The following is a 19771-nucleotide window of genomic DNA, read 5'->3' as shown; positions in this document are numbered from 1 at the left end:
GGACCATCGAGGTCCGGGTGCTCGAGCGGGGTGGCTGCCATGAGTCCATCCCAGCAGAGGGCACCGACACCGCGAGGGCTCAGAACCCCTTGTTCCACAGGGCTCTGGCGAAGCCGAATGCAAAATCTCGCGCTGAGCCAGGTGGGGTGAGTCGGCAGGAGGAATCCCGGGTCGGAAGCGACGACCACAGCACGTCGCCCACAAGCGGCCGGCACCCGAGCGCCGACGGTGACCACCCTCGGATGACCACAGCGGACGGCGACCACGCTCCCTCGTCCTTCAATCACGACGACCCGAGCGGACCCGCAGGCCGACGGACGGCTCGTCGCCCTGCGCGGGCTGCGGGGGTCTCGACCAGCTCGACCAGCGGAGCCGTTGCGAGGGTCCAAGGACCCTGCCGCGTCGACGCGGCCGGGAGAAGACTGGAGAGACGACCGAGGAGGCGGCGCAGATGAGCAGTCCCGTCCTGACGTTCCTGGGGGCGGCCGGTGCGGTGACCGGCAGCAAGTTCCTGATCGACGACCAGAGCTCGCGCACGCTGGTGGACGCGGGCCTCTACCAGGGCCTCGCCGAGCTGCGGCGCCGCAACTGGGAGCCGTTCCCGACCCGGCCCGCCGACCTCGACGCGGTCGTGATCTCGCACGCCCACCTCGACCACTGCGGGATGCTGCCGCGGCTGGTCAAGGAGGGGTTCGACGGCCCCGTCATCTGCTCGCCGGAGACCGCAGAGCTGGTCGAGATCGTGCTCCGCGACAGCGCCCACCTCCAGGAGGAGGACGCCCGGCAGGCCAACGCCGGCGGCTACTCCAAGCACCGCCCGGCGCTGCCGCTCTACGACCTCGAGGACGTCGAGCGCACGCTGCCGATGCTGCAGCCGACGGACTTCGCCACCGCGGTGGACCTCGCTCCGGACGTCCGCGTGGTGCTGCGGCCCGCCGGCCACATCCTCGGCTCGTCGACCGTGCTGGTCGAGACCTCGGGACGTCGCACGCTGTTCAGCGGCGACCTCGGCCGCGGTGTGCACCCGATCCTGCGCGCCCCCGACGACCCGCCGGCGGCCGACGCCATCGTCGTGGAGTCGACGTACGGCGACCGGCACCACCCCGCGCCCGACCCGACGGTCCTGGCCGGAGCGGTGCGCCGCACGATCGGGCGCGGCGGGACCGTGCTGGTGCCGGCGTTCGCGGTGGACCGCACCGAGCTGGTGCTGCTCGAGCTGCGCCGCCTCATGCTCGCGGGGGAGGTGCCGCGGGTGCCGATCTACCTGGACAGCCCGATGGCCCTGCGCGCGCTCAAGGTCTACCGGGCGGCGCTCGACTCCGGCTCGCCGCAGCTGCGCTCCGACCTCGAGGAGGTGCGTGCCGCGCTCGACGCCCTCGAGGTGATCGGCGTCGCGGACGCGGCCGGCTCGATGCGCCTCAACCGCCCCGACCAGCCGTGCATCGTGATCTCGGCCTCGGGCATGGCCACCGGCGGTCGCGTCGTCCACCACCTCGCCCACCAGCTGCCCGACCCGCGCAACACCGTGGTGCTGACCGGCTACCAGGCCGTCGGGACCCGCGGTCGGCAGCTCCTCGACGGCGTCCGGGAGCTCAAGATGCACGGTCGCTACGTGCCCGTGCGCGCCGAGGTCGTCGACGTGCCGACGTTCTCCGTGCACGCCGACGCCGACGAGGTCCTGGGCTGGCTCGCCCGGTCGCCGGAGCCGCCGAAGGTCGTGTACGTCGTGCACGGCGAGCCGTCCGGATCGGCGGCGCTGGCCCGCCGGATCCGCGACGAGCTCGGGTGGACCGCGGTCGTGCCCAGGCTCGACGAGCGCGTTCTGCTGGGTTGAGACTGCTGGGTGACCGTCGTCCGGGTCGGCGGTGACCTTGTGCTCTGACCTACCGACGGCTCTGACGATGTGCTTGATCCAGCGCATCGAGCAGGCAGCGTGGCCCGCAGGCGACCGACACACGACGGATGGAGGCGGCACATGACACAGCAGCAGCTGACCGAGGACCAGCCGATGGTCGAGCTCACCCTCGAGGAGTGCTGGGACCTGCTCGCGGAAGCAGAGGTCGGCCGGCTGGCCTATCGCCTGGTCGACGAGATCCATCTCGTGCCGCTCAACTACGCGGTCGAGGGGCGTTCGATCCTGTTCCGCACCGCGGCCGGCAACAAGCTGCTCGCCGCCGAGCTCGAGTCGGAGGTCGCCTTCGAGATCGACTGGTTCGGCGAGGACACCGCCTGGTCGGTCCTGGTCCGCGGCCACCTGCGCCACCTCGACGAGGTCGAGGAGGACCGGCTCTCGGTCCTGGAGTTCCACCCCTGGGTGCCGACGTTGAAGTACGACCACGTCGAGCTCACGCCGACCGCCGTGACCGGGCGACGCTTCCTGCTGCGCAGGTCCTGACGAGGCTCAGCGAGGTTCAGTCCTCCTCCATCCCCGGCAGGTAGCTGCCGTAGCGCGCCGCGCCGTTGAGAGCGGCCCGGTGCAGCAGTGCGGCCTGCGCCGCCTCCCGGTTGTGCTCCTCGCCGGCCCAGGCGCGCAGCACCGGGCCCTGCAGGGCGCGGCCGTAGGAGAAGCTGAGCTGCCAGGGCTGGGTGCCGTGCCGGTTGATCGCGTCGAGGCGGGCCGTCGCCTGGGCGTCGCCCTGCCCGCCGGAGAGGAGGACGATGCCGGGTACGGCGACCGGCACGGCCTCCCGCATCACGGTGACGGTCCGGGCGGCGATCGTCTCGTCGTCGACCTGGTCGGGGCACTCGGAGCCCGGCAGCACCATGTTGGGCTTGAGCAGGGTGCCCTCGAGGTGCACCCGGTGCTCGGCGAGCTGGTCGTAGACCGCCCGGAGCGCGGCGACGGTGACCTCTGCGCAGCGCTCGATCGGGTGCGGACCGTCCATGAGAACCTCGGGCTCGACGATCGGCGTCAGCCCCGCCTCCTGGGCCAGCGCGGCGTAGCGGGCCAGCAGGTGGGCGTTGGTCTCCAGACAGGTTCGGGTCGGCCGCCCCTCGCCGATCGCGATGACCGCGCGCCACTTCGCGAAGCGCGCCCCGAGCTCGACGTACTCGGCGAAGCGTCGGCGCAGGCCGTCGAGGCCCTCGGTGGCCAGCTCGTCCGGGAACCCCGCCAGCGGTGCGGTCCCCGCGTCGACCTTGATCCCGGGGATCAGGCCGGCGCTCGCCAGCAGCTCGGGGAACGGCGTGCCGTCGGCGGCCCGCTGCCGGATCGTCTCGTCGTAGAGGATGACGCCGCTGACGTGCTCGGCCAGGCCGGGCGTCATGAACAGCAGCTCGCGATAGGCGCGGCGCACGGGCTCGGTCGACTCGACGCCGATCGCGGCGAGCCGCTTCGCGATGGTGGGAGTGCTCTCGTCGGCCGCCAGGATGCCCTTGCCGGGGGCGACCAGGGCCTGCGCCGTGCTGACCGCGGCGCTCCGTGTCGATGCCGTCGTCCGGGTTGCCATCGTGCTCACCGCCTCCTCACCCGCACACCCGGGGAGGCCGGGTCGGTGCGGGTCGGAAGCCGACCCGGTCGACCTCCACCATGACGCATCGACGCGCGGGTCGCCACGGGCCAAGGTCTGCAGCTGGGCGGGATCGTGCGTCGCCTGGCCGCGGTGACGCTCCTCCTCCGCCCGCGGGACCTTGGCCACTTCGCTGCGACCCGCCGGTCGCGGACACTCGGAGGTGACGAGCCGGACGAGCAGACGAGAGCGGGGAGCGATGGCGACGCCGATGCCGGTGCCGGTCGTGGAGCCGGCGCCCGCCGACGTGCTGCTGCGCGACGGCACGATCGCGGTGATCAGGCCGCTGGAGAACGCCGACCTTCCCGGCCTCCTCGAGCTGCACGAGAGCGTCTCGGACGACAGCCTGCGGCTGCGGTTCTTCAGTCCCAGCCGCCACGCCGCGCGGGAGTACGTCGAGCACCTGCGTGACGCTCCGGACACTCGGGCTCTCGTGCTCGAGCGCGCCGGTCGGATCTGCGCCCTGGCCACCGCCGAGCCGGTCGAGCCCGGAGCCGCCGAGGTCGCCTTCCTCGTCGCCGACGACCTGCACGGCATGGGCGTCGGGAGCCTCCTGCTCGAGCACCTCGCCGCGGCGTGCCGCGCCTGCGGCGTGCGGCGCTTCCTCGCCGAGGTGCTGTGGGAGAACCGCGCGATGCTCGACGTCTTCCTGGCCGCCGGGTTCGCGATCGTGCGCCACAACGAGGGCGCCAGCGTGAGCGTCGAGATGGACACGGTGGCCTCGGCCGAGGCGCTCGCCGCCGCCGACGACCGCGAGTGCCAGGCCGAGGCTCGCTCCCTGCAGCCGTTGCTCTACCCGCGGGGCGTGGCCGTCGTGGGCGCCCGCTCCAACGGGTCCGGCGTCGGCGCCGCGATCCTGCGCTCGATCCTCGAGGGCCGCTACGCCGGCGAGCTGTTCGTCGTGCACCCGCGCGCCACGCAGGTCGAGGGGGTGCGCGCCGTACGCCGACTGGCGGCGGTGCCCGGGGCGGTGGACCTGGTCGTCATCGCGGTGCCGTCGACCAAGGTGCTGGCCGCGCTCGAGGACGCCGCCGACGCGGGCGTGCCGGCGGCGGTGATCGTCTCCTCCGGCTTCGGGGAGCTGGGCGCCGAGGGGGCCCGGCTCCAGCGGGAGATCCTCGCGCTCGCCCGGCGACGCAGCATCCGCGTGGTGGGCCCGAACTGTCTCGGGGTGATGAGCCTGGGCTCCGAGGTGAGCCTCAACGCCTCGTTCAGCGGCTCCGTGCCGCCGGCCGGGGGGCTGGCGGTCGCCTCCCAGTCCGGTGGGGTGGGGATCGTGCTCGCCGACACCGCCCGCGACCTCGGTCTCGGGGTCGCGTCGTTCGTGTCGCTGGGTAACAAGGTCGACGTGTCGAGCAACGACCTGCTGGCCGCGTGGCGCGACGACCCGCGGGTCACGGCGGCCGCGCTCTACCTGGAGTCCTTCGGCAACGCCCCCAAGTTCGCCCGCTTCGCTCGTCGCTTCGCCGAGCGCAAGCCGCTGCTCGCGGTGGTGGGTGGCCGCTCCTCGGGAGGCCGCCGCGCCGGCGCCTCGCACACCGCGGCCGCCGCGTCGCCGACGGTCGCCGTGGAGGCCCTGTTCGCGCAGGCGGGCGTGATCGGCTGCGACGGGGCCGACGACATGGCCGAGGCCGCCCTGCTGCTCGCCGAGCAGCCGCTGCCGGCGGGCCGCCGGGTCGCGGTCCTGAGCAACGCGGGCGGCACCGGCGTGCTCGCCGCGGACGCCGCCGACGCGTGGGGCCTGACGGTGCCCGAGCTCTCGCCGCGGCTGCGGGCCCGGGTGGGCCGGCACGTCAACGGGACCGTCGGCACCGGCAACCCCGTCGACACCGGTGCGGCGGTCGCAGCGAAGGACCTCGGCGCGATCACCGACCTGCTCCTCGGCTCCGACGAGGTCGACGCGGTCCTCGCGCTGCTCGTCGCGACCGGGGCCAACGACGCGGTCGCCGGCATGCACGCGGTCGCCGCGGCCCGGCAGCGCCACCCGGACAAGCCGCTCGTGCTCGTGCCCATGGGCGGGCTGCGGCCCCCTGCGGAGGGGCTGCCGGGCGTGACGACCTACCGCAACGCGACCGCGGCGGTGCGGGCCCTGTCGCGGGCCGCGCGGTACGCCGAGTGGCGCGCGCACCCGGCCGAGCCGGCTCCCGCCGTCGACCGCGACCGGTCCGAGGACGCGCGCGCGGTCGCCGCCACCCTGCTCGGCTCGGCCACCGCCGACTCAGCCATCGACGAACGGGGCTGGCTCTCGGTCGCCGACGCGACCGACCTCCTCGCGGCGTACGGGCTCGAGCCCCTGGGTGAGGTCGTGCACGGCGCGGGGGCGGCCGTCGAGGCGGCCGGCTGGCTCGGCTACCCGGTGGTGGTCAAGGTCGCCGGCCGCGACGTGCCGCACAAGAGCGACCGCGGGCTGGTGAAGGTCGGTCTCCGCTCGTCGGAGGAGGTCGCGGCCGCGATCGAGGGCTTCGAGAAGGAGCTGGGCGGACCGGGCGGCACCGATGTGCCCGTGCTCGTGCAGGCCATGGCCAGCGGCGTCGAGATCGCGCTCGGCGTGGTCCGCGACTCCCGCTTCGGGCCGCTGGTGATGGTCGCGGCGGGCGGCGTGGCGGTGGACGTGTGGAAGGACCGCACGTTCATGCTCCCGCCGGTCTCGCGCAGCGACGCGCTCCGAGCCGTCCGGTCGCTGCGGATCTGGCCGCTGCTCGATGGCTACCGCGGCTCACCGCGCGCGGACATCGAGGGGCTCGTGGACCTCATCGTCGAGCTCGGAGCGCTCGCCGAGGACGTCCCGCAGGTCGCGGACGTCGACCTCAACCCGGTGATGGTCGGCCCGGAGACCTGCGCGATCGTCGATGCGAAGGTGCGCCTGGACCGCAGCGCCGCCCTCGACCCGGGCGTCCCGCGGCGGCTGCGCCCCGGCAGCTGACCACCACGATCCGCGCCAGGTGGGGTCGGAGGACTCTGGCCGACGGCTGCCGACACGGGGAGGCTGGTGGCACCGTCTCGAGGAGGTGCCCGGCATGCCCGAGATCCCGTCCCCGGCCGTCATGGTCGGCGTCGCCGAGGCCAACGGCGCCCCCGGCGCCAGCGGAGCCCTCCGGTTCGCCGCCGCCGAGGCGGTACGCCGCCAGGTCGATCTGCGCCTGGTGCACGTCGTCCCCTCCGTGCCGCCGGGCCCCGTCACCCAGGACGAGGTGGACCGCGCCGGGCTGGCGCTGCTGGAGCGCGCGGCCAGCGACGTGGCCGCCGGCGACGACGCCGTGCAGGTCACGACCGAGCTGGTGCACGGCCCGGTCGTCGCCGGCCTCGTCGGCGCGGCGGAGCGCGCCGGTCTGGTCGTGCTCCAGCACGACCGCATGGGCCGCCCGGGTGTGGTGTCCACCCAGTCGATCACCCACCCCGTCGCCGCCCTGTGCCGCGTCCCGGTCGTGGCCGTCCCCGGCGGCTGGCGCGAGGATCGCGGACGCGCCGGCTGCACGATCACCGTCGGTGCGGACAGCGGGGAGGGCGCACCGGTCGTCGTCGCCGCCGCGCTGGCCGAGGCGCGCACCCGCGGCTGCGGCGTACGGGTGCTCCATGCGTGGCACCTGAGCGACCCCTACGACGACCTGGTCTTCTCCGGCCCGGCCGGCGACGCCCACACGGCCGAGCGTCGCCGGCTGCTCGCCGACCGCCTGGCCGGCGTGATGGGGGAGTACGCCGACGTGCCGGTCGAGCTCGCGGTCGTGCACCGGCGGGCGGCCGACGCGCTCGTCGCGGCCTGCTCGTGGACGACCCTGCTGGTCGTGGGCCGGCACCGCCACACGATCCCGCTCGGCCCGCACCTCGGCTCGGTCGTGCGCGCGGTGCTGCGCCACGCCACCTGTCCGGTGCTGGTGGTCGACCCGGTGCCGGCGGACTGAGGTCCCACCGACGCCGCCGACCCAGCAGTCGCCCCAGAGCCTTTGGTCCTCGGCCCCAAGGCCAACGCGGTGCCACGTGGCCCGGGCCACGCCGGGGACAAGGTCCCCGCGGGTCGTGGCCCGCGCCCCTGAGCCCACCGGCCGCGCGGGACGACCCTGGAGCTGTCGGGGCCCGGTCGCACCGGACCCGTCGGGAAGGGGCCGACATGGAGCTGCCGACCGGGTTCGACGCCCAGGACCTGGGTGAGGTCCTCGACGCGCTGCCCTCGCTGGTCGCCTACGTCGACGCCGCGGGTGTGCTGGGGTACGCCAACGCGGCCACCCGGACCTGGCTCGACCGGACACCGGACGAGGTCGTCGGCCGCTCGGTGGAGGACCTGCTCGAGGACGCTGGCTGCCCGAGCAGCCACGACCGGCTGCTCGCCGCGATCGGGGGGCGGGCCCAGCGCTTCGAACGAGCCCTGACCGCGCCCGGCGAGCGGACCCGGCACGCCCTGGTCGAGATGCTGCCGCGGACCCGTGGCGGTGGCGACGGCTGCTACGTGCTGGTCACCGACATCACCCGACGGGTCGAGGCCGAGGCCGGACATGCCGCGAGCGTCGTGCGGTCCGCGCTGCTGACCGAGCGCAACGTCCGCGCCGCCGGCGCGAGCGACTCGGCCATGCAGGAGCTGTTCGCGATCGGGCTCCAGCTCGACCGGATGGTGCGCCACCCCGAGACCGCGACGGCCGAGACGGCGCCGATCCTCGAGCACCTGGCCCGCACGGTCGACGCGCTGCGCACCTCCGTGCGCCACCTCATCGTCGAGTCCCAGCCGGGCTCGACGTCGGGCGCGGTGCGCTACGTCGTCGAGCTGTGGTCGGGCGGCCCGGCGGTCGTGGAGGGTCCGGTCGACGACCTCGCGCCCGAGGTGGCGCACGAGCTGCTCGGTGCGCTCAGCGAGATCCTCGCGGCCGCCGCCCGGCACGCGCCCGAGGGGCTCGCCGTGGTCGTGCGGGTGGAGGAGGGCGTCCTCGAGGCGGTCGTCCGGGTCGAGGGCGGCCAGCTCGGGGACGCCCCGGTCGGCACCGACGTCGAGGCCCTGGGGCCGCGCACCCTGCGGCCGGGCGCGACGATCACGGTGGTCGCCGAGGATCCGCTGCGCACGCTGATCGTCTGGCGGCGCCGGGTCTGAGCACGGCTGCTCGCGGGAGGGGCAGGAGCGACGCCGGGGAAGACGTGAGGGGGCGGCGCCGGCGTGCACCCAGAGGAACATGGCGACGTCTACTCCAGCGCCGGCCGGCCACCGCCCCGTGGATCAGAACCTAACGGGGCCTGCTGTGGCGCCACCCGGGCAGAAAGGGCGCACCTCGCGGGACCTTCGACCCGCTGCGGCGCCGGCCGGACAGCGCGGGGTCAGCCGGTGGTCAGGCCGAAGCGCCGCAGCAGCGACCGCGCGTCGGCGGCGTGCCGCAGCGGTCGCACGCCCCCTACCTCGGCGTACGAGCGTGACAGCGAGTAGTGCGTGAGCCGCGCGCGGACCACGACGTGGCTCAGGTCGGGGTGTGCGACCACGGTCAGGACCCGGTTGCCGTGGGCGCCGTCGTCCTCGTCGGCGGTGATCACGACCGCCAGCCCGCCCGAGGCCCAGTCCGGCCCGTTCATGACCCGGCGGACGCGCTGACGCAGCCACGCGTCGGCCTGGGCGAGCGAGCAGTCGTGGGCGTCGTTGCACAGGTCGGGGATCACCATGCCGACCGCGGGCAGCGCCCCGGCGTCGACGTCCGCCCCGAGCCGGCGCAGCGGCACGTCGCCGTGGCGGCAGAGACGACGCTCGCCGGCGAAGTAGGCCCAGGGGTTGTGCTTGACCGCGTAGGTGCCGCTGCTCTCGACCTGGCAGCGCGAGGTCATCGCCTCGGCGTACAGCCGGGCGGTACTGCCGGAGCGGACCGCGCGCCCGAACACGCTGGCGCCGCGGAGGGGGTGGGCGGACGGCGACGCGTCGTCGGCCACCCCGAACGTGTCGCCCCCGGCGATCGCGAGGTAGTTGGGCAGCGAGGGGTGGGTGACGCCGTGGTAGCTGGTGGCGTAGCCGTAGCGCCGGGCCAGGCGCGCGGTGAACGGCATGCCCTCGCGCATCTGGTCCAGCGAGTGGTTCTCGACGACGAACACCAGCAGCTTCGACACCGGGTCGGTGCCACGGGTCGCCCGCGCCGCGGGAGCGCCGCTGGTCTCGGCGGTGCCGGCCGTCGCCGGAGCGACCCCGACAGCGAGGGTCAGGGCGAGCCCGAGCGACAACAGGACGGCGGTGAGAGAGCGACGGGCCACCACCCGAGGCTACGTCGCCCGCCAGACTGAGCGCATGATCCCGACCGTCACGACCGTCCGGCTGACGCTGTCCCGCCACCGCGCGAGCCTCCCGCTGCTGGTGGTGGGGCCCGCGCTCGGCACCTCGGCCACCGCCCTGTGGAGCGCGTGCGCGGCCCACCTCACGGACTCCTTCGACGTGCTCGCCTGGGACCTGCCCGGCCACGGACACAACCGCCCGGCCCCTGCGGAGGGCTTCACGATGGCCGAGCTGGCCGCGGGAGTCCTGCGCATCGTCGACGACGTGGTCGCCGAACGCGGCCAGCCGAGGGGCGCGTTCGCGTACGCCGGGGTCTCGGTCGGTGGCGCCGTCGGGCTGCAGCTCCTGCTCGACGAGCCGGGCCGAGTGGCCTCGGCGGCCCTCGTCTGCACCGGCGCCCGGCTCGGGACCGCCGGGTCGTGGGCCGAGCGGGTCGCCCAGGTGCGCGCCGACGGCACCGCCGGCCAGGTCGAGGCCGCCGCGCAGCGGTGGTTCGCCGACGGCTTCGCCGATCGGGAGCCCGACCGCGCGTCCGGCCTGCTGCGAGCGCTCGAGGACACCCTCGACGCGGGATACGTCCAGGTGTGCGAGGCGCTGGCCGGGTTCGACGTCCGGGACCGGCTCGGGGAGGTCGACGTCCCGGTGCTGTCGGTCGCGGGGACCGAGGACGTCGTGACCCCGCCACCGATGCTGCGCGAGGTCGCCGACGGCGTACGACGCGGCACGTACGCCGAGCTGGCCGGCGCCGCCCACCTCGCGCCGGCCGAGCAGCCCGCCGAGGTGGCGCGACTGCTGCGCCGGCACGTGCTCGGCGAGGAGCTCCCCGCGCGGGAGGACGTCCCCGACGATCCGGCCCTCGCGAGCCGCGACCAAGCGATCGCCGTCCTCGCGGCGCTGGCAGCGCGCGGCCGCGTCGACGAGCAGGCCCTCCGGGACGCGACGGCCGGGGGCCTCGAGCTGGAGGAGGCCGACGCCGTCCTCGCGCTCGTGCGTCAGGTGCTCGACGAGGCCTGACTGCCCGGAGCCAGCGGCGGACGGATGCCAGACTGACCGCATGCCGGCCCACTCCCTGCGCCACCTGACCTCGCCCGTGACCGACGCCGCGCAGCGGGTCGGCTCGACCCCGCCGGCCCCGGCCCGCCTGGCGCTGGCCGGCGCCACGCTGCCGCTGGTGGGCTCGGCGCGGGTGTACGTCTGCGGGATCACGCCGTACGACGTCACCCACCTCGGTCACGCGGCGACGTTCGTGTGGGCCGACCTCCTCGCGTCGGTGCTCGACGGCACCGGCGTGGACGTCGCCACCTGCCGCAACGTCACCGACGTCGACGACGTGCTGCTCGAGGCGGCCGCCCGCCGCGGCAGCCACTTCGACGAGCTCGCCGTGACCCAGGAAGCCGTCTTCGACCGCTCGATGCGCGAGCTGCGGGTGGCGACGCCGGCCCACCAGCCGCGGGCGCGCCACTACATCGACGCGGTGGTGCAGCTCGCCGCCGTGCTGCTCGACCGGGGCGCGGCCTACGAGCGCGAGGGCACGGTGTGGTTCCGAGGCCAGGACTCGGCGGCCCGCTCGGGCCTCGACCGCGACCGCGCGCTGGGGCTCTCCGCGGCGTACGGCGACGCCCCGGACGACCCGGCCAAGGACGACCCCTTCGACGTGGCGGTGTGGCGGCCCTCCTCGGACCAACAGCCCGCATGGCCGAGCCCGTGGGGCTGGGGCCGCCCCGGCTGGCACGCGGAGTGCGCCGCGATGGCGCTGGCCGTGCACGGCCCGAGCGTCGACGTGCTCGTCGGCGGTGACGACCTGGTCTTCCCCCACCACGCCTACCAGGTGGCGATGGCCGAGGCCGCCAGCGGCGTGACGCCCTTCGCGCGAGCGCAGCTGCACGTGGGCGAGGTGCGCGTCGACGGCGCGAAGATGGCGAAGTCCACGGGCAACCTCGTGCTGGTCGACGACCTGCTCCAGCACGTGTCCGCGGCCGCGCTGCGCCTGCACCTGCTGCACCGGCGCTACGACGAGCCGTGGGACTTCGACGCCGCCTCGCTCGACGACGCCCAGCAGCTGCTCGAGGCGCTGTACGCCGCGGCCGCCCGGCCCGGCTCGGGTGACCCGGCGGCGGCCGTGGAGCCGCTGCGAGCAGACCTCGACGTCCCCTCCGCGGTCGCCGCCGCGCTCGACCTCGGCGGCGAGGCGGCCCGGCGCCTGATCACCCAGCTCCGCCTGGGGTGAGCGATCTCGCGTCTGCAGGCCGCTAGCCTGGCGTCATGGCCGGGCAGCGCGAGGCGCAGAAGCGACGCACCCGGCGCCTGCTGATCGAGTCGGGCCTGCGCGCCTTCCAGGGGAGGGGCTACGCGGCGGCGACGATCGACGAGATCGCCTCGGGTGCCGGCACGACGCGCACGACGTTCTACCTGCACTTCTCGTCCAAGACCGAGCTGATGCAGGCCGTCCTCGTGGGCCTGGACAAGCTCGTGGCGAAGCACGACAAGGTGGACCTGACCGGGGTCGTCGCGTCCGGCGAGCGCCACCTGATCCGCGGATGGCTCGAGAGCCGCATCGACCAGTGGCCGACGGTGATGCCGCGGCTGACCGCAGCCTTCCAGGCCGCCGCTGTCGAGCCGGTGATCGACCGCGACCTCGAGACGTGGTTCGAGCTGGCCATCACCCGCATCCGCGACGGCCTGGACGCCGCCGGCCGGTTCGCCCCCGAGAGCCGCCATGGGCGCGGGGTGCTGGCGTTCGGCCAGCTCGAGGCGCTCTCGCGGCGCTGGGCGCGCCGGGGCTGGGAGAGCACCGTCGAGAGGGACGTGGCGCTCGAGGTCCTCACCGACAGCTGGTGCGCGCTGCTGGCCGACTGACCCCGGACCGGACGCAACCTTCCCCGGCGACGCGTCGTCAGTGGGGTACGAAAGGGGTGCCCGATGGCGTTCACGACCACCAAGCAGGCGCAGGACGCGCTGGCGTACGAGGAGTACGCCGCGGCCGCGTGGCCCGCGCTCTACCGCTCGTCGTACCTGCTGACCGGCAACCACGCGGACGCTGAGGACCTCGCGCAGCAGACGTTGCTCCAGGCATACCGGTCCTGGGCGAAGGTGAGCCGCGCCGACCAGCCGGCGGCGTACGTACGACGGATGCAGACCAACCTGTTCATCTCCATGCGGCGCCCCCAGGGCCGCCGCATGGAGCTGCTCACCGACGTGCCGCCCGAGCCGCGCCCCGCCCGCGGCGGGACCAGCGGCGGGCAGGGCGCCGGCGTCGAGGACCGGATGGTGCTCTGGCCGCACATCGCCTCGCTGCCGCCCCAGCAACGGGCGGTGGTCGTGCTCCGCTACTACGAGCAGCTCAGCGAGCGCGAGATCGCCGACGCGCTCGGCTGCTCCACCGGCAACGTCAAGTCCACCGCGCACCGCGCACTCAAGGCCCTGCGAGCCGCGATCGGCTCCGAGGCCCACGACGGAGAGGAGGCCTGAGATGACCACCGAGCTCGAGAACGTGCTGGCCCGCGAGCTGCACGAGGTCGCCGACGGCGTCCGGGTGCCGCCGATGCCCGCGCTCCCTACCACCGAGGCCCCATCGGCCACCCGGAGGTGGCAGCCCCTGCTGGTCGCCGCGGCGGCCGTGCTGATCGTGGGCGTCGCCGCGTTGGTGCTCAGCCAGCGCGACGGCGGCTCCGTCGAGCCTGCTCCGCCTGGGCCGACGCGTATCACCGATCCGGCCGCGCCCGACGACACCACGATCTCCACCGCGATGCCGACGGCGCCGTTCATCGTCGACGGCCGGCTCTACGTCGACGGGACCGAGGTGCCCGGCGAGCGCTGGTGGGGCCTGCAGTCCCACGGGGACGTCTGGCTGGCGACCCAGGGCAGCAGCGGCGCCTGGTGGTGGGGTGGCCCGGGTGTCGACGGCGGGCAGCTCGAGGGTCGGTTCGAGCAGCCGCCCGTGCTGTCGCCGAACGGGGCGTTCGTCGCCTACGTCGACGTCAGCAGCGGCCGCGCCGAGGTGAACGGGTTCACCACCGACCCGAGCGGCGAGGGGTTCGGCCTGCCGCTCACCGGCCTGCCGCGCGTCGAGGACGGCATCCCGATCCGGGTCCGCGCCGTCACCGACGACGGGGACGTGATCGTCCAGGGCACGCAGACCAGCATCATGTGGCGCACGCAGTCCGGGACCGAGCTCGACACCGTCGACCTGTCCACGACCGCGCCCGACCAGATCGTGCTCCAGGGCACGGCCGCGGGTCTCGTGGTCGTCGACGGGTCCGACGGTCCGACCGACGCCGCCGAGACCGAGCCTTCCCTCGCGACCATCGACCCGGACGGCACCCTCACCCCGGGCGCGGCGCTCCCGACGTACGACGCCCTCGAGGTCAACCCGGCCGGCACCTGGCTCTTCCGGGCCCCGGCGGGCACCCTCGGCGGTGACGGCCCCTCGATCGACAGCCTGCTGACCCAGCCGGTCGACGGTGGCGACGAGGTCGCGCTGGACGCCCCGGAGGGTTGGGGGTTCGTGGCGTTCAGCTGGACGTGGGAGGACGACGAGACGGTGCTCGCCGGCCTGGTGTCGCAGCGGCGCGCCGGGCCGGTCGAGTACCGGCTGGCCCGGTGCCGGGTCGACCTCGGCGAGTGCCGCGCGATCCCGGTGTCCGAGCCCGAGTCTGCGGGGGGGACGGCGACGGACGCGCCGCGGAGCTTCACCGCCGAGCAGGCGCTGGACGCCGTGGTCGGAGCGGTGGCCTCCGGCGACCGCGGGAGCCTCCTCGACCAGAGCGTCATCGACGATCCCGAGTGGAGCCAGCTGGTGGAGTTCGCCGCAGGACAGGGCGGCTCGGCCGGAACGTGCCGGGACAATGGCGGTGGGACGAAGGACTGCGAGATCGCCCTCGACGCCGACCCGGCCACGACGTACTACGCGATCCTGACGCCCGGCGAGAACGGCTACGGCTGGCGGATCACCTACGTCAGCATCGGTGGGGCCTGAGCGGACGGGCCGGCGTACCCGCTCGCCTGACGCCTGCCAGCCGTGCGCCACCTCGTGGAGTCAGGGGACCCGGTGCGACTCCGGGACTGACGCGCCGCCACTGTCGACGGCTACGGGATCAGAACCTCGGTGATCATCGACAAGGTCGCGATCAAGCTCGAGATCATCCACGAGGGCCGCATCGAGCTCGACGCCCCTTCCCCGTGCCCTAGGTTGGGGTGATGAGTTCGGGGGACGAAGAGACACCGACGGGGCCGAGCCCGTGGGAGCTGATCCTGTACCTCTGCTTCGTCATCTCAGCCGTCCTGAACCTGAGCGATGGAGACGAGTCCGGCTGGCGGTTGTACCTCCACATCGTGATGCTGGTCTGGGGAGTGGGTGGCCTCGCGGTGACGTGCGTCCGCGTCTGGAGAAGCATGGTCTAGGAGGGTCGGGACCGCTCGACCTGCTGCTTGACCGCCACCACCGTGTAGTTGTCGGCCTCCGGTTGGAAGGTGCTGCTCTCGACATCGAGCCCCACGCGCTGCAGCTCCGAGACGAGGTCGTCGTAGCGATACGGCCAGGACGACAGCAGCTCCGACCGGACGAGCACGGCACCGTCGGCCTCGATCTGGGCGACGGCGATCTCGATGTGGTGCTCCTGCTCCCACCCCGCCGGGATCTCCCAGCGGTAGATGACCACGGCATCGCGGCCGTTTCGGCGGACGAGCTGGTCCCGGTCGTTCACCTGAAGTACATCGGCCGTTCCGCCACGCCTCTCTTCACCAAGACATCGATGCCTGTCAGTATTGATGCATGTCGAAGTCTGGGTGCGACCCGAACGACGCGCTGGCGTGCTGCAGCACGCCCCTGGTGCGTGAACCGATGACCGGCGCACGAGCGGACGCGGTGGCCCCGCTGCTGCGGGCTCTCGGAGACCCGGTCCGCTTGCGCTTGATGTCGATGGTCGTGTCCCACGAGAACGCGGAGGCGTGCGTGTGCGACCTGCTGCCGGCCTTCGACCTCTCCCAGCCGACCATCAGCCACCACCTCAAGGTGCTCCACGAGACCGGGCTGCTGGACCGGGAGAAGCGTGGGGTCTGGGTCTACTACCAGGCCCGGCCCGAGGCGCTCGCGGCGCTGGCCGGCCTGTTCGCCAGCGAGGACCTCGGGATGGTCACCGGGGCGTCCGCATGAGCGACGTGACCCACGAGGCCGCGGCCGCCCCCGAGGACGCTGCTGTCCTGCAGCGCCTGTCCACGCTCGACCGGTTCCTGCCGGTGTGGATCATCGCGGCCATGCTGGCCGGGCTGGTCCTCGGCCGGGCCGTCGACGGGCTGGACGACGCGCTCGCGAAGGTCGAGATCGGCTCGGTCTCGCTGCCGATCGCGATCGGTCTGCTCGTGATGATGTACCCCGTCCTCGCGAAGGTCCGCTACGACGAGCTCGGCCACGTCACCGCCGACAAGCGGCTCCTGGTCACCTCGATCCTGCTGAACTGGATCCTGGGGCCGGCGCTGATGTTCGCGCTGGCCTGGCTGATGCTGCCCGACCTGCCGGAGTACCGCACCGGCCTGGTCATCGTCGGGCTCGCGCGCTGCATCGCGATGGTGCTGATCTGGAACGACCTGGCGTGCGGTGACCGCGAGGCGGCCGCCATCCTGGTCGCGATCAACGCGGTCTTCCAGATCCTCGCGTTCGCGGCGCTCGGCTGGTTCTACCTCGACGTCCTGCCGGGCTGGCTGGGACTCGAGGACTCCGGCGCTGCCGGCGGGCTCGACGTCTCGGTGTGGGAGATCGCGAAGTCCGTCCTGGTGTTCCTCGGCATCCCCCTGCTGGCCGGGTTCCTCACCCGCACGCTGGGCGAGCGGGCCAAGGGCCGCGAGTGGTACGAGACCCGGCTGATCCCGGCGATCGGCCCGGTCGCGCTCTACGGGCTCCTGTTCACGATCGTCATCCTGTTCGCCCTCCAGGGCGACACCATCACCAGCCAGCCCCTCGACGTCGCCCGGATCGCGCTGCCCCTGCTGGCGTACTTCGCGCTGATGTGGGCCGGTTCGTTCGCCCTCGGCAAGGGCCTCGGGATGAGCTACGAGCGCACCACGACGCTCGCCTTCACCGCGGCCGGCAACAACTTCGAGCTCGCGATCGCCGTCGCCATCGGCGTCTTCGGTGTCACCTCCGGCCAGGCGCTGGCCGGCGTGGTCGGTCCGCTCATCGAGGTGCCGGTCCTCGTCGGCCTCGTGTACGTCGCCCTGTGGGCCCGCCGCCGCTACTACCCGACCCCGCCCGTCCCCGGAAGGACGTCCGCATGACCACGATCCCCGAGGTCCTCTTCGTCTGCGTCCACAACCAAGGACGCTCCCAGATGGCCGCGGGCCTGCTGGACAAGCACGCCGCCGGTCGGGTCCACGTCCGCTCCGCGGGCTCCGCGCCGGCCGACACCGTCAACCCCGTGGTCGTCGACGTCATGGCCGAGGTCGGCGTCGACATCTCCCAGGAGCTACCCAAGAAGCTCCTCACCGAGGACGTCGCCGCCTCCGACGTCGTGATCACCATGGGCTGCGGCGACGCCTGTCCGATCTTCCCGGGCAAGCGCTACGAGGACTGGGCGCTCACCGACCCCTCGGGCCAGGGCGTGGAGTCGGTGCGTGCCATCCGGGACGAGATCGACCAGCGGGTCCGGGCACTGCTCGCCGAGCTGCTCGCGGAGTAGCTCGCGCAGCAACTCGGGGAGTGCCGGCGGCTCTTGGCCGGTGGCACAGACTGGGCCCATGCCCAACCGCCTCGCGAGCGCGACGTCGCCGTACCTCCTCCAGCACGCCGACAACCCGGTCGACTGGTGGGAGTGGGGCCCGGAGGCGTTCGAGGAGGCACGCCGGCGCAACGTGCCGGTGCTGCTGAGCGTGGGCTACGCCGCCTGCCACTGGTGCCACGTGATGGCGCACGAGTCCTTCGAGGACGAGGCGACGGCGGCGTACCTCAACCAGCACTTCGTCAGCGTCAAGGTCGACCGCGAGGAGCGGCCCGACGTCGACGCGGTCTACATGCAGGCGACCACCGCGATGACCGGGCACGGCGGCTGGCCGATGACCTGCGCGCTCGACCACGAGGGCAGCCCGTTCTTCGCCGGCACCTACTACCCCGACCGGCCGCGGCACGGGCAGCCGGCGTTCCGACAGGTCCTCGAGGGGCTCAACGCCGCCTGGCACACGCGCTCGGACGAGGTGCGCCGGGTGGCGGCCCAGCTCCGCGACCACCTGTCCACCTCGAGCCTGGCCACGGCCGGCGCGCCGGTCACCGGCGAGGTGCTCGCCGAGGCGGTGCGCACGCTGCGCGGCGAGTTCGACCCGCAGTCCGCCGGGTTCGGTGGCGCCCCGAAGTTCCCGCCGTCGATGGTGCTGGAGTTCCTGCTGCGGTACGGCTCGGCCGGGGCGCTCGAGATGGCCGGGGCGACGCTGGACGCGATGGCGCGCGGTGGCATCTACGACCAGCTCGGCGGCGGCTTCGCGCGCTACTCCGTCGACAACGACTGGGTGGTGCCGCACTTCGAGAAGATGCTCTACGACAACGCGCTGCTGCTGCGGGTCTACGCCGAGTGGGGCACCGACCTCGGCGAGCGGATCGCCTTGGAGGTGGCCGAGTTCCTGATCACCGAGCTGCAGACCGCGCAGGGCGGGTTCGCCTCGGCGCTGGACGCCGACTCCGAGGGCGCCGAGGGCACCTACTACGTCTGGACGCCCGCGCAGCTCACCGAGGTGCTCGGCCCCGAGGAGGGCCCGTGGGTCGCGCAGCTGCTCGGCGTCACCGAGCAGGGCACGTTCGAGCACGGCACCTCCACCCTGCAGCTGCGGGTCGATCCGCACCCGCGCGAGCTCGCCCGCTGGCTGCGGGCCCGTCAGGAGCTGGGGCGTGTGCGGGACCGCCGCGAGCGGCCCGCGCGCGACGACAAGGTCGTCGCCGCGTGGAACGGGCTGGCGATCAGCGGCCTGTGCCGAGCCGGCACGCTCCTCGACGAGCCGCACCTCGTCGAGGAGGCCGATCGCGCCGGCGAGCTGCTGTGGCGGGTGCACATGGTCGACGGCCGGCTCCGGCGGGTCTCCCGCGACGGCGTGGTGGGCGCGCCCGCGGGCGTGCTGGAGGACCACGGCTGCGTCGCTGCGGGCTTCCTCGACCTGCTGCAGGCGACCGGCGACGCGGTGTGGCTCGAGCGCGCCGGTGTGCTGCTCGATCTCGTGCTCGAGCACTTCGCGGCCGGCGACGGCGGCTTCTTCGACACCGCCGACGACGCCGAGGCCCTGGTCGCCCGGCCGCGCGACCCCTCCGACAACGCCTACCCGTCCGGCCTCTCGGCCACGGTGCACGCACTGGCGACGTACGCCGCTCTCACCGGCTCGGGGCGCCACCGCGACGCCGCCGAGGCGGCGCTGACCTCGGTCGCGACGCTGGCCGAGCGGGCGCCGCGGTTCGCCGGCTGGTCGCTCGCGGCGGCGGAGACGATGCTCGACGGCCCGGTCGAGATCGCCATCGTGGGGGAGTGGTCGCCCGAGCGCGACGAGCTCGAGCTGCGGGCCCGGCGCCATCCGGGGGCCGTCGTCGTGGTCGCCGACGAGGCGGACGACCGGATCCCGCTACAGGCCGGGCGCACCGAGGTGGACGGCCGCCCGGCGGCGTACGTCTGCCGCCACCTGGTCTGCCAGCGGCCGGTCGCCACGGTCGAGGAGCTGGACGCGGCCCTGTCCGACTGATCCGGGGCCAGCCCGGGACGTCATCCGATGTGGCTGCCCGGGTGACCGGGTCGTATGACCTCCGCGGGGCGCCGGCGGGACGTCATCCGATGCGGCTGCCCGGGTGACCGGGTCGTATGACCTCCGCGGGGCGCCGGCGGGACGTCATCCGATGCGGCTGCCCGGGTGACCGGGTCGTATGACCTCCGCGGGGCGCCGGCGGGACGTCATCCGATGCGGCTGCCCGGGTGACCGGGTCGTATGACCTCCGCGGGGCGCCGGCGGGACGTCATCCGATGCGGCTGCCCGGGTGACCGGGTCGTATGACCTCCGCGGGGCGCCGGCGGGACGTCAT

General features: G+C 74.1%; 17 protein-coding genes. 14 read left to right on the top strand and 3 right to left on the bottom strand.

Annotation, left to right across the window (positions count from 1 at the left end; translation table 11 throughout):
- Nucleotides 1-451: 451 nt before the first annotated feature.
- Both Q0L15_RS21750 and Q0L15_RS21745 read left to right on the top strand, forming a co-directional pair.
- Nucleotides 452-1834 (top strand): MBL fold metallo-hydrolase, encoded by a 1383-nt coding sequence (locus Q0L15_RS21750; RefSeq protein ID WP_296606889.1) that lies wholly within the window; start codon nucleotides 452-454, stop codon nucleotides 1832-1834.
- 141 nt (nucleotides 1835-1975) lie between these two features.
- The gene (locus tag Q0L15_RS21745) at nucleotides 1976-2395 is read left to right on the top strand and encodes a pyridoxamine 5'-phosphate oxidase family protein (protein WP_296606887.1); all 420 of its coding nucleotides are present in this window, start codon (nucleotides 1976-1978) and stop codon (nucleotides 2393-2395) included.
- Nucleotides 2396-2411: 16 nt separating this feature from the next.
- Here Q0L15_RS21745 and Q0L15_RS21740 read toward each other — a convergent pair whose 3' ends face one another.
- Entirely contained in the window at nucleotides 2412-3449 is a 1038-nt protein-coding gene (locus tag Q0L15_RS21740; protein WP_296606885.1) for a class I fructose-bisphosphate aldolase, read from the bottom strand.
- A 259-nt stretch (nucleotides 3450-3708) separates the two neighbouring features.
- Here Q0L15_RS21740 and Q0L15_RS21735 point away from each other — a divergent pair, with 259 nt between their 5' ends.
- The 3 genes from Q0L15_RS21735 to Q0L15_RS21725 all read left to right on the top strand — a co-directional run bounded on the left by Q0L15_RS21735 (nucleotide 3709) and on the right by Q0L15_RS21725 (nucleotide 8583).
- Nucleotides 3709-6432, top strand: coding sequence for a bifunctional GNAT family N-acetyltransferase/acetate--CoA ligase family protein (locus tag Q0L15_RS21735; protein ID WP_296606883.1), 2724 nt, complete (start codon nucleotides 3709-3711; stop codon nucleotides 6430-6432).
- A 94-nt stretch (nucleotides 6433-6526) separates the two neighbouring features.
- Nucleotides 6527-7408 carry a universal stress protein gene (locus Q0L15_RS21730; RefSeq protein WP_296606881.1) on the top strand — a complete coding sequence of 294 codons (882 nt, stop codon included), beginning with the start codon at nucleotides 6527-6529 and terminating at the stop codon, nucleotides 7406-7408.
- 206 nt (nucleotides 7409-7614) lie between these two features.
- Nucleotides 7615-8583, top strand: a complete 969-nt coding sequence (locus Q0L15_RS21725; RefSeq protein ID WP_296606880.1) for a PAS domain-containing protein — start codon at nucleotides 7615-7617, stop codon at nucleotides 8581-8583.
- A gap of 221 nt (nucleotides 8584-8804) precedes the next feature.
- Here the strand turns inward: Q0L15_RS21725 and Q0L15_RS21720 are convergent, their stop codons facing one another.
- Complete coding sequence (locus tag Q0L15_RS21720) at nucleotides 8805-9716, bottom strand: alkaline phosphatase family protein (RefSeq protein WP_296606877.1); 912 nt, start codon at nucleotides 9714-9716, stop codon at nucleotides 8805-8807.
- Nucleotides 9717-9750: 34 nt separating this feature from the next.
- On the opposite strand from Q0L15_RS21720, the gene Q0L15_RS21715 reads away from it, so the two are divergent.
- The 5 genes from Q0L15_RS21715 to Q0L15_RS21695 all read left to right on the top strand — a co-directional run bounded on the left by Q0L15_RS21715 (nucleotide 9751) and on the right by Q0L15_RS21695 (nucleotide 14710).
- Nucleotides 9751-10749 carry an alpha/beta fold hydrolase gene (locus Q0L15_RS21715; protein ID WP_296606876.1) on the top strand — a complete coding sequence of 333 codons (999 nt, stop codon included), beginning with the start codon at nucleotides 9751-9753 and terminating at the stop codon, nucleotides 10747-10749.
- A gap of 40 nt (nucleotides 10750-10789) precedes the next feature.
- Nucleotides 10790-11962 (top strand): cysteine--tRNA ligase, encoded by a 1173-nt coding sequence (locus Q0L15_RS21710; RefSeq protein ID WP_296606874.1) that lies wholly within the window; start codon nucleotides 10790-10792, stop codon nucleotides 11960-11962.
- Nucleotides 11963-11997: 35 nt separating this feature from the next.
- A complete protein-coding gene (locus Q0L15_RS21705) occupies nucleotides 11998-12591 on the top strand; it encodes a TetR/AcrR family transcriptional regulator (RefSeq protein ID WP_296606872.1) in 594 nt (197 codons plus the stop codon).
- Between the two features lie 63 nt (nucleotides 12592-12654).
- Nucleotides 12655-13203, top strand: a complete 549-nt coding sequence (locus tag Q0L15_RS21700; RefSeq protein WP_296606871.1) for a SigE family RNA polymerase sigma factor — start codon at nucleotides 12655-12657, stop codon at nucleotides 13201-13203.
- Between the two features lies 1 nt (nucleotide 13204).
- The gene (locus Q0L15_RS21695; RefSeq protein WP_296606869.1) at nucleotides 13205-14710 is read left to right on the top strand and encodes a hypothetical protein; all 1506 of its coding nucleotides are present in this window, start codon (nucleotides 13205-13207) and stop codon (nucleotides 14708-14710) included.
- Between the two features lie 421 nt (nucleotides 14711-15131).
- Here the strand turns inward: Q0L15_RS21695 and Q0L15_RS21690 are convergent, their stop codons facing one another.
- Nucleotides 15132-15437: a hypothetical protein gene (locus Q0L15_RS21690; RefSeq protein WP_296606867.1), complete on the bottom strand. Its 306-nt coding sequence runs from the start codon at nucleotides 15435-15437 to the stop codon at nucleotides 15132-15134.
- A 68-nt stretch (nucleotides 15438-15505) separates the two neighbouring features.
- Between Q0L15_RS21690 and Q0L15_RS21685 the strand changes: the two genes are divergently transcribed.
- The 4 genes from Q0L15_RS21685 to Q0L15_RS21670 are packed head-to-tail and all read left to right on the top strand — an operon-like array spanning nucleotide 15506 to nucleotide 19437.
- Nucleotides 15506-15886: a metalloregulator ArsR/SmtB family transcription factor gene (locus tag Q0L15_RS21685; protein ID WP_296606865.1), complete on the top strand. Its 381-nt coding sequence runs from the start codon at nucleotides 15506-15508 to the stop codon at nucleotides 15884-15886.
- Nucleotides 15883-17004 carry an ACR3 family arsenite efflux transporter gene (gene arsB, locus Q0L15_RS21680; protein WP_296606864.1) on the top strand — a complete coding sequence of 374 codons (1122 nt, stop codon included), beginning with the start codon at nucleotides 15883-15885 and terminating at the stop codon, nucleotides 17002-17004. Before Q0L15_RS21685 ends, arsB begins: the two co-directional genes overlap by 4 nt.
- Nucleotides 17001-17405 carry an arsenate reductase ArsC gene (locus Q0L15_RS21675; RefSeq protein WP_296606862.1) on the top strand — a complete coding sequence of 135 codons (405 nt, stop codon included), beginning with the start codon at nucleotides 17001-17003 and terminating at the stop codon, nucleotides 17403-17405. The genes arsB and Q0L15_RS21675 overlap by 4 nt, the downstream gene beginning before the upstream one ends.
- A 58-nt stretch (nucleotides 17406-17463) precedes the next feature.
- On the top strand, nucleotides 17464-19437 hold the full coding sequence (locus Q0L15_RS21670; RefSeq protein ID WP_296606860.1) for a thioredoxin domain-containing protein: 1974 nt from the start codon (nucleotides 17464-17466) through the stop codon (nucleotides 19435-19437).
- Nucleotides 19438-19771: the final 334 nt, after the last annotated feature.

The sequence above is a fragment of the Nocardioides sp. genome (genome assembly GCF_024509035.1).
GTDB lineage: Bacteria > Actinomycetota > Actinomycetes > Propionibacteriales > Nocardioidaceae > Nocardioides.
This window is presented reverse-complemented; position numbering and strand designations above follow the sequence as displayed.

Bases quoted from the DNA above. Each gene is read 5' to 3' on its own strand.
- Q0L15_RS21670 (WP_296606860.1), top strand. From the start codon at position 17,464: ATGCCCAACCGCCTCGCGAGCGCGACGTCGCCGTACCTCCTCCAGCAC.
- Q0L15_RS21745 (WP_296606887.1), top strand. From the start codon at position 1,976: ATGACACAGCAGCAGCTGACCGAGGACCAGCCGATGGTCGAGCTCACC.
- arsB (WP_296606864.1), top strand. From the start codon at position 15,883: ATGAGCGACGTGACCCACGAGGCCGCGGCCGCCCCCGAGGACGCTGCT.
- Q0L15_RS21710 (WP_296606874.1), top strand. From the start codon at position 10,790: ATGCCGGCCCACTCCCTGCGCCACCTGACCTCGCCCGTGACCGACGCC.
- Q0L15_RS21740 (WP_296606885.1), bottom strand. From the start codon at position 3,449: ATGGCAACCCGGACGACGGCATCGACACGGAGCGCCGCGGTCAGCACG.
- Q0L15_RS21730 (WP_296606881.1), top strand. From the start codon at position 6,527: ATGCCCGAGATCCCGTCCCCGGCCGTCATGGTCGGCGTCGCCGAGGCC.
- Q0L15_RS21695 (WP_296606869.1), top strand. From the start codon at position 13,205: ATGACCACCGAGCTCGAGAACGTGCTGGCCCGCGAGCTGCACGAGGTC.
- Q0L15_RS21750 (WP_296606889.1), top strand. From the start codon at position 452: ATGAGCAGTCCCGTCCTGACGTTCCTGGGGGCGGCCGGTGCGGTGACC.
- Q0L15_RS21685 (WP_296606865.1), top strand. From the start codon at position 15,506: ATGTCGAAGTCTGGGTGCGACCCGAACGACGCGCTGGCGTGCTGCAGC.
- Q0L15_RS21725 (WP_296606880.1), top strand. From the start codon at position 7,615: ATGGAGCTGCCGACCGGGTTCGACGCCCAGGACCTGGGTGAGGTCCTC.
- Q0L15_RS21735 (WP_296606883.1), top strand. From the start codon at position 3,709: ATGGCGACGCCGATGCCGGTGCCGGTCGTGGAGCCGGCGCCCGCCGAC.
- Q0L15_RS21715 (WP_296606876.1), top strand. From the start codon at position 9,751: ATGATCCCGACCGTCACGACCGTCCGGCTGACGCTGTCCCGCCACCGC.
- Q0L15_RS21675 (WP_296606862.1), top strand. From the start codon at position 17,001: ATGACCACGATCCCCGAGGTCCTCTTCGTCTGCGTCCACAACCAAGGA.
- Q0L15_RS21700 (WP_296606871.1), top strand. From the start codon at position 12,655: ATGGCGTTCACGACCACCAAGCAGGCGCAGGACGCGCTGGCGTACGAG.
- Q0L15_RS21705 (WP_296606872.1), top strand. From the start codon at position 11,998: ATGGCCGGGCAGCGCGAGGCGCAGAAGCGACGCACCCGGCGCCTGCTG.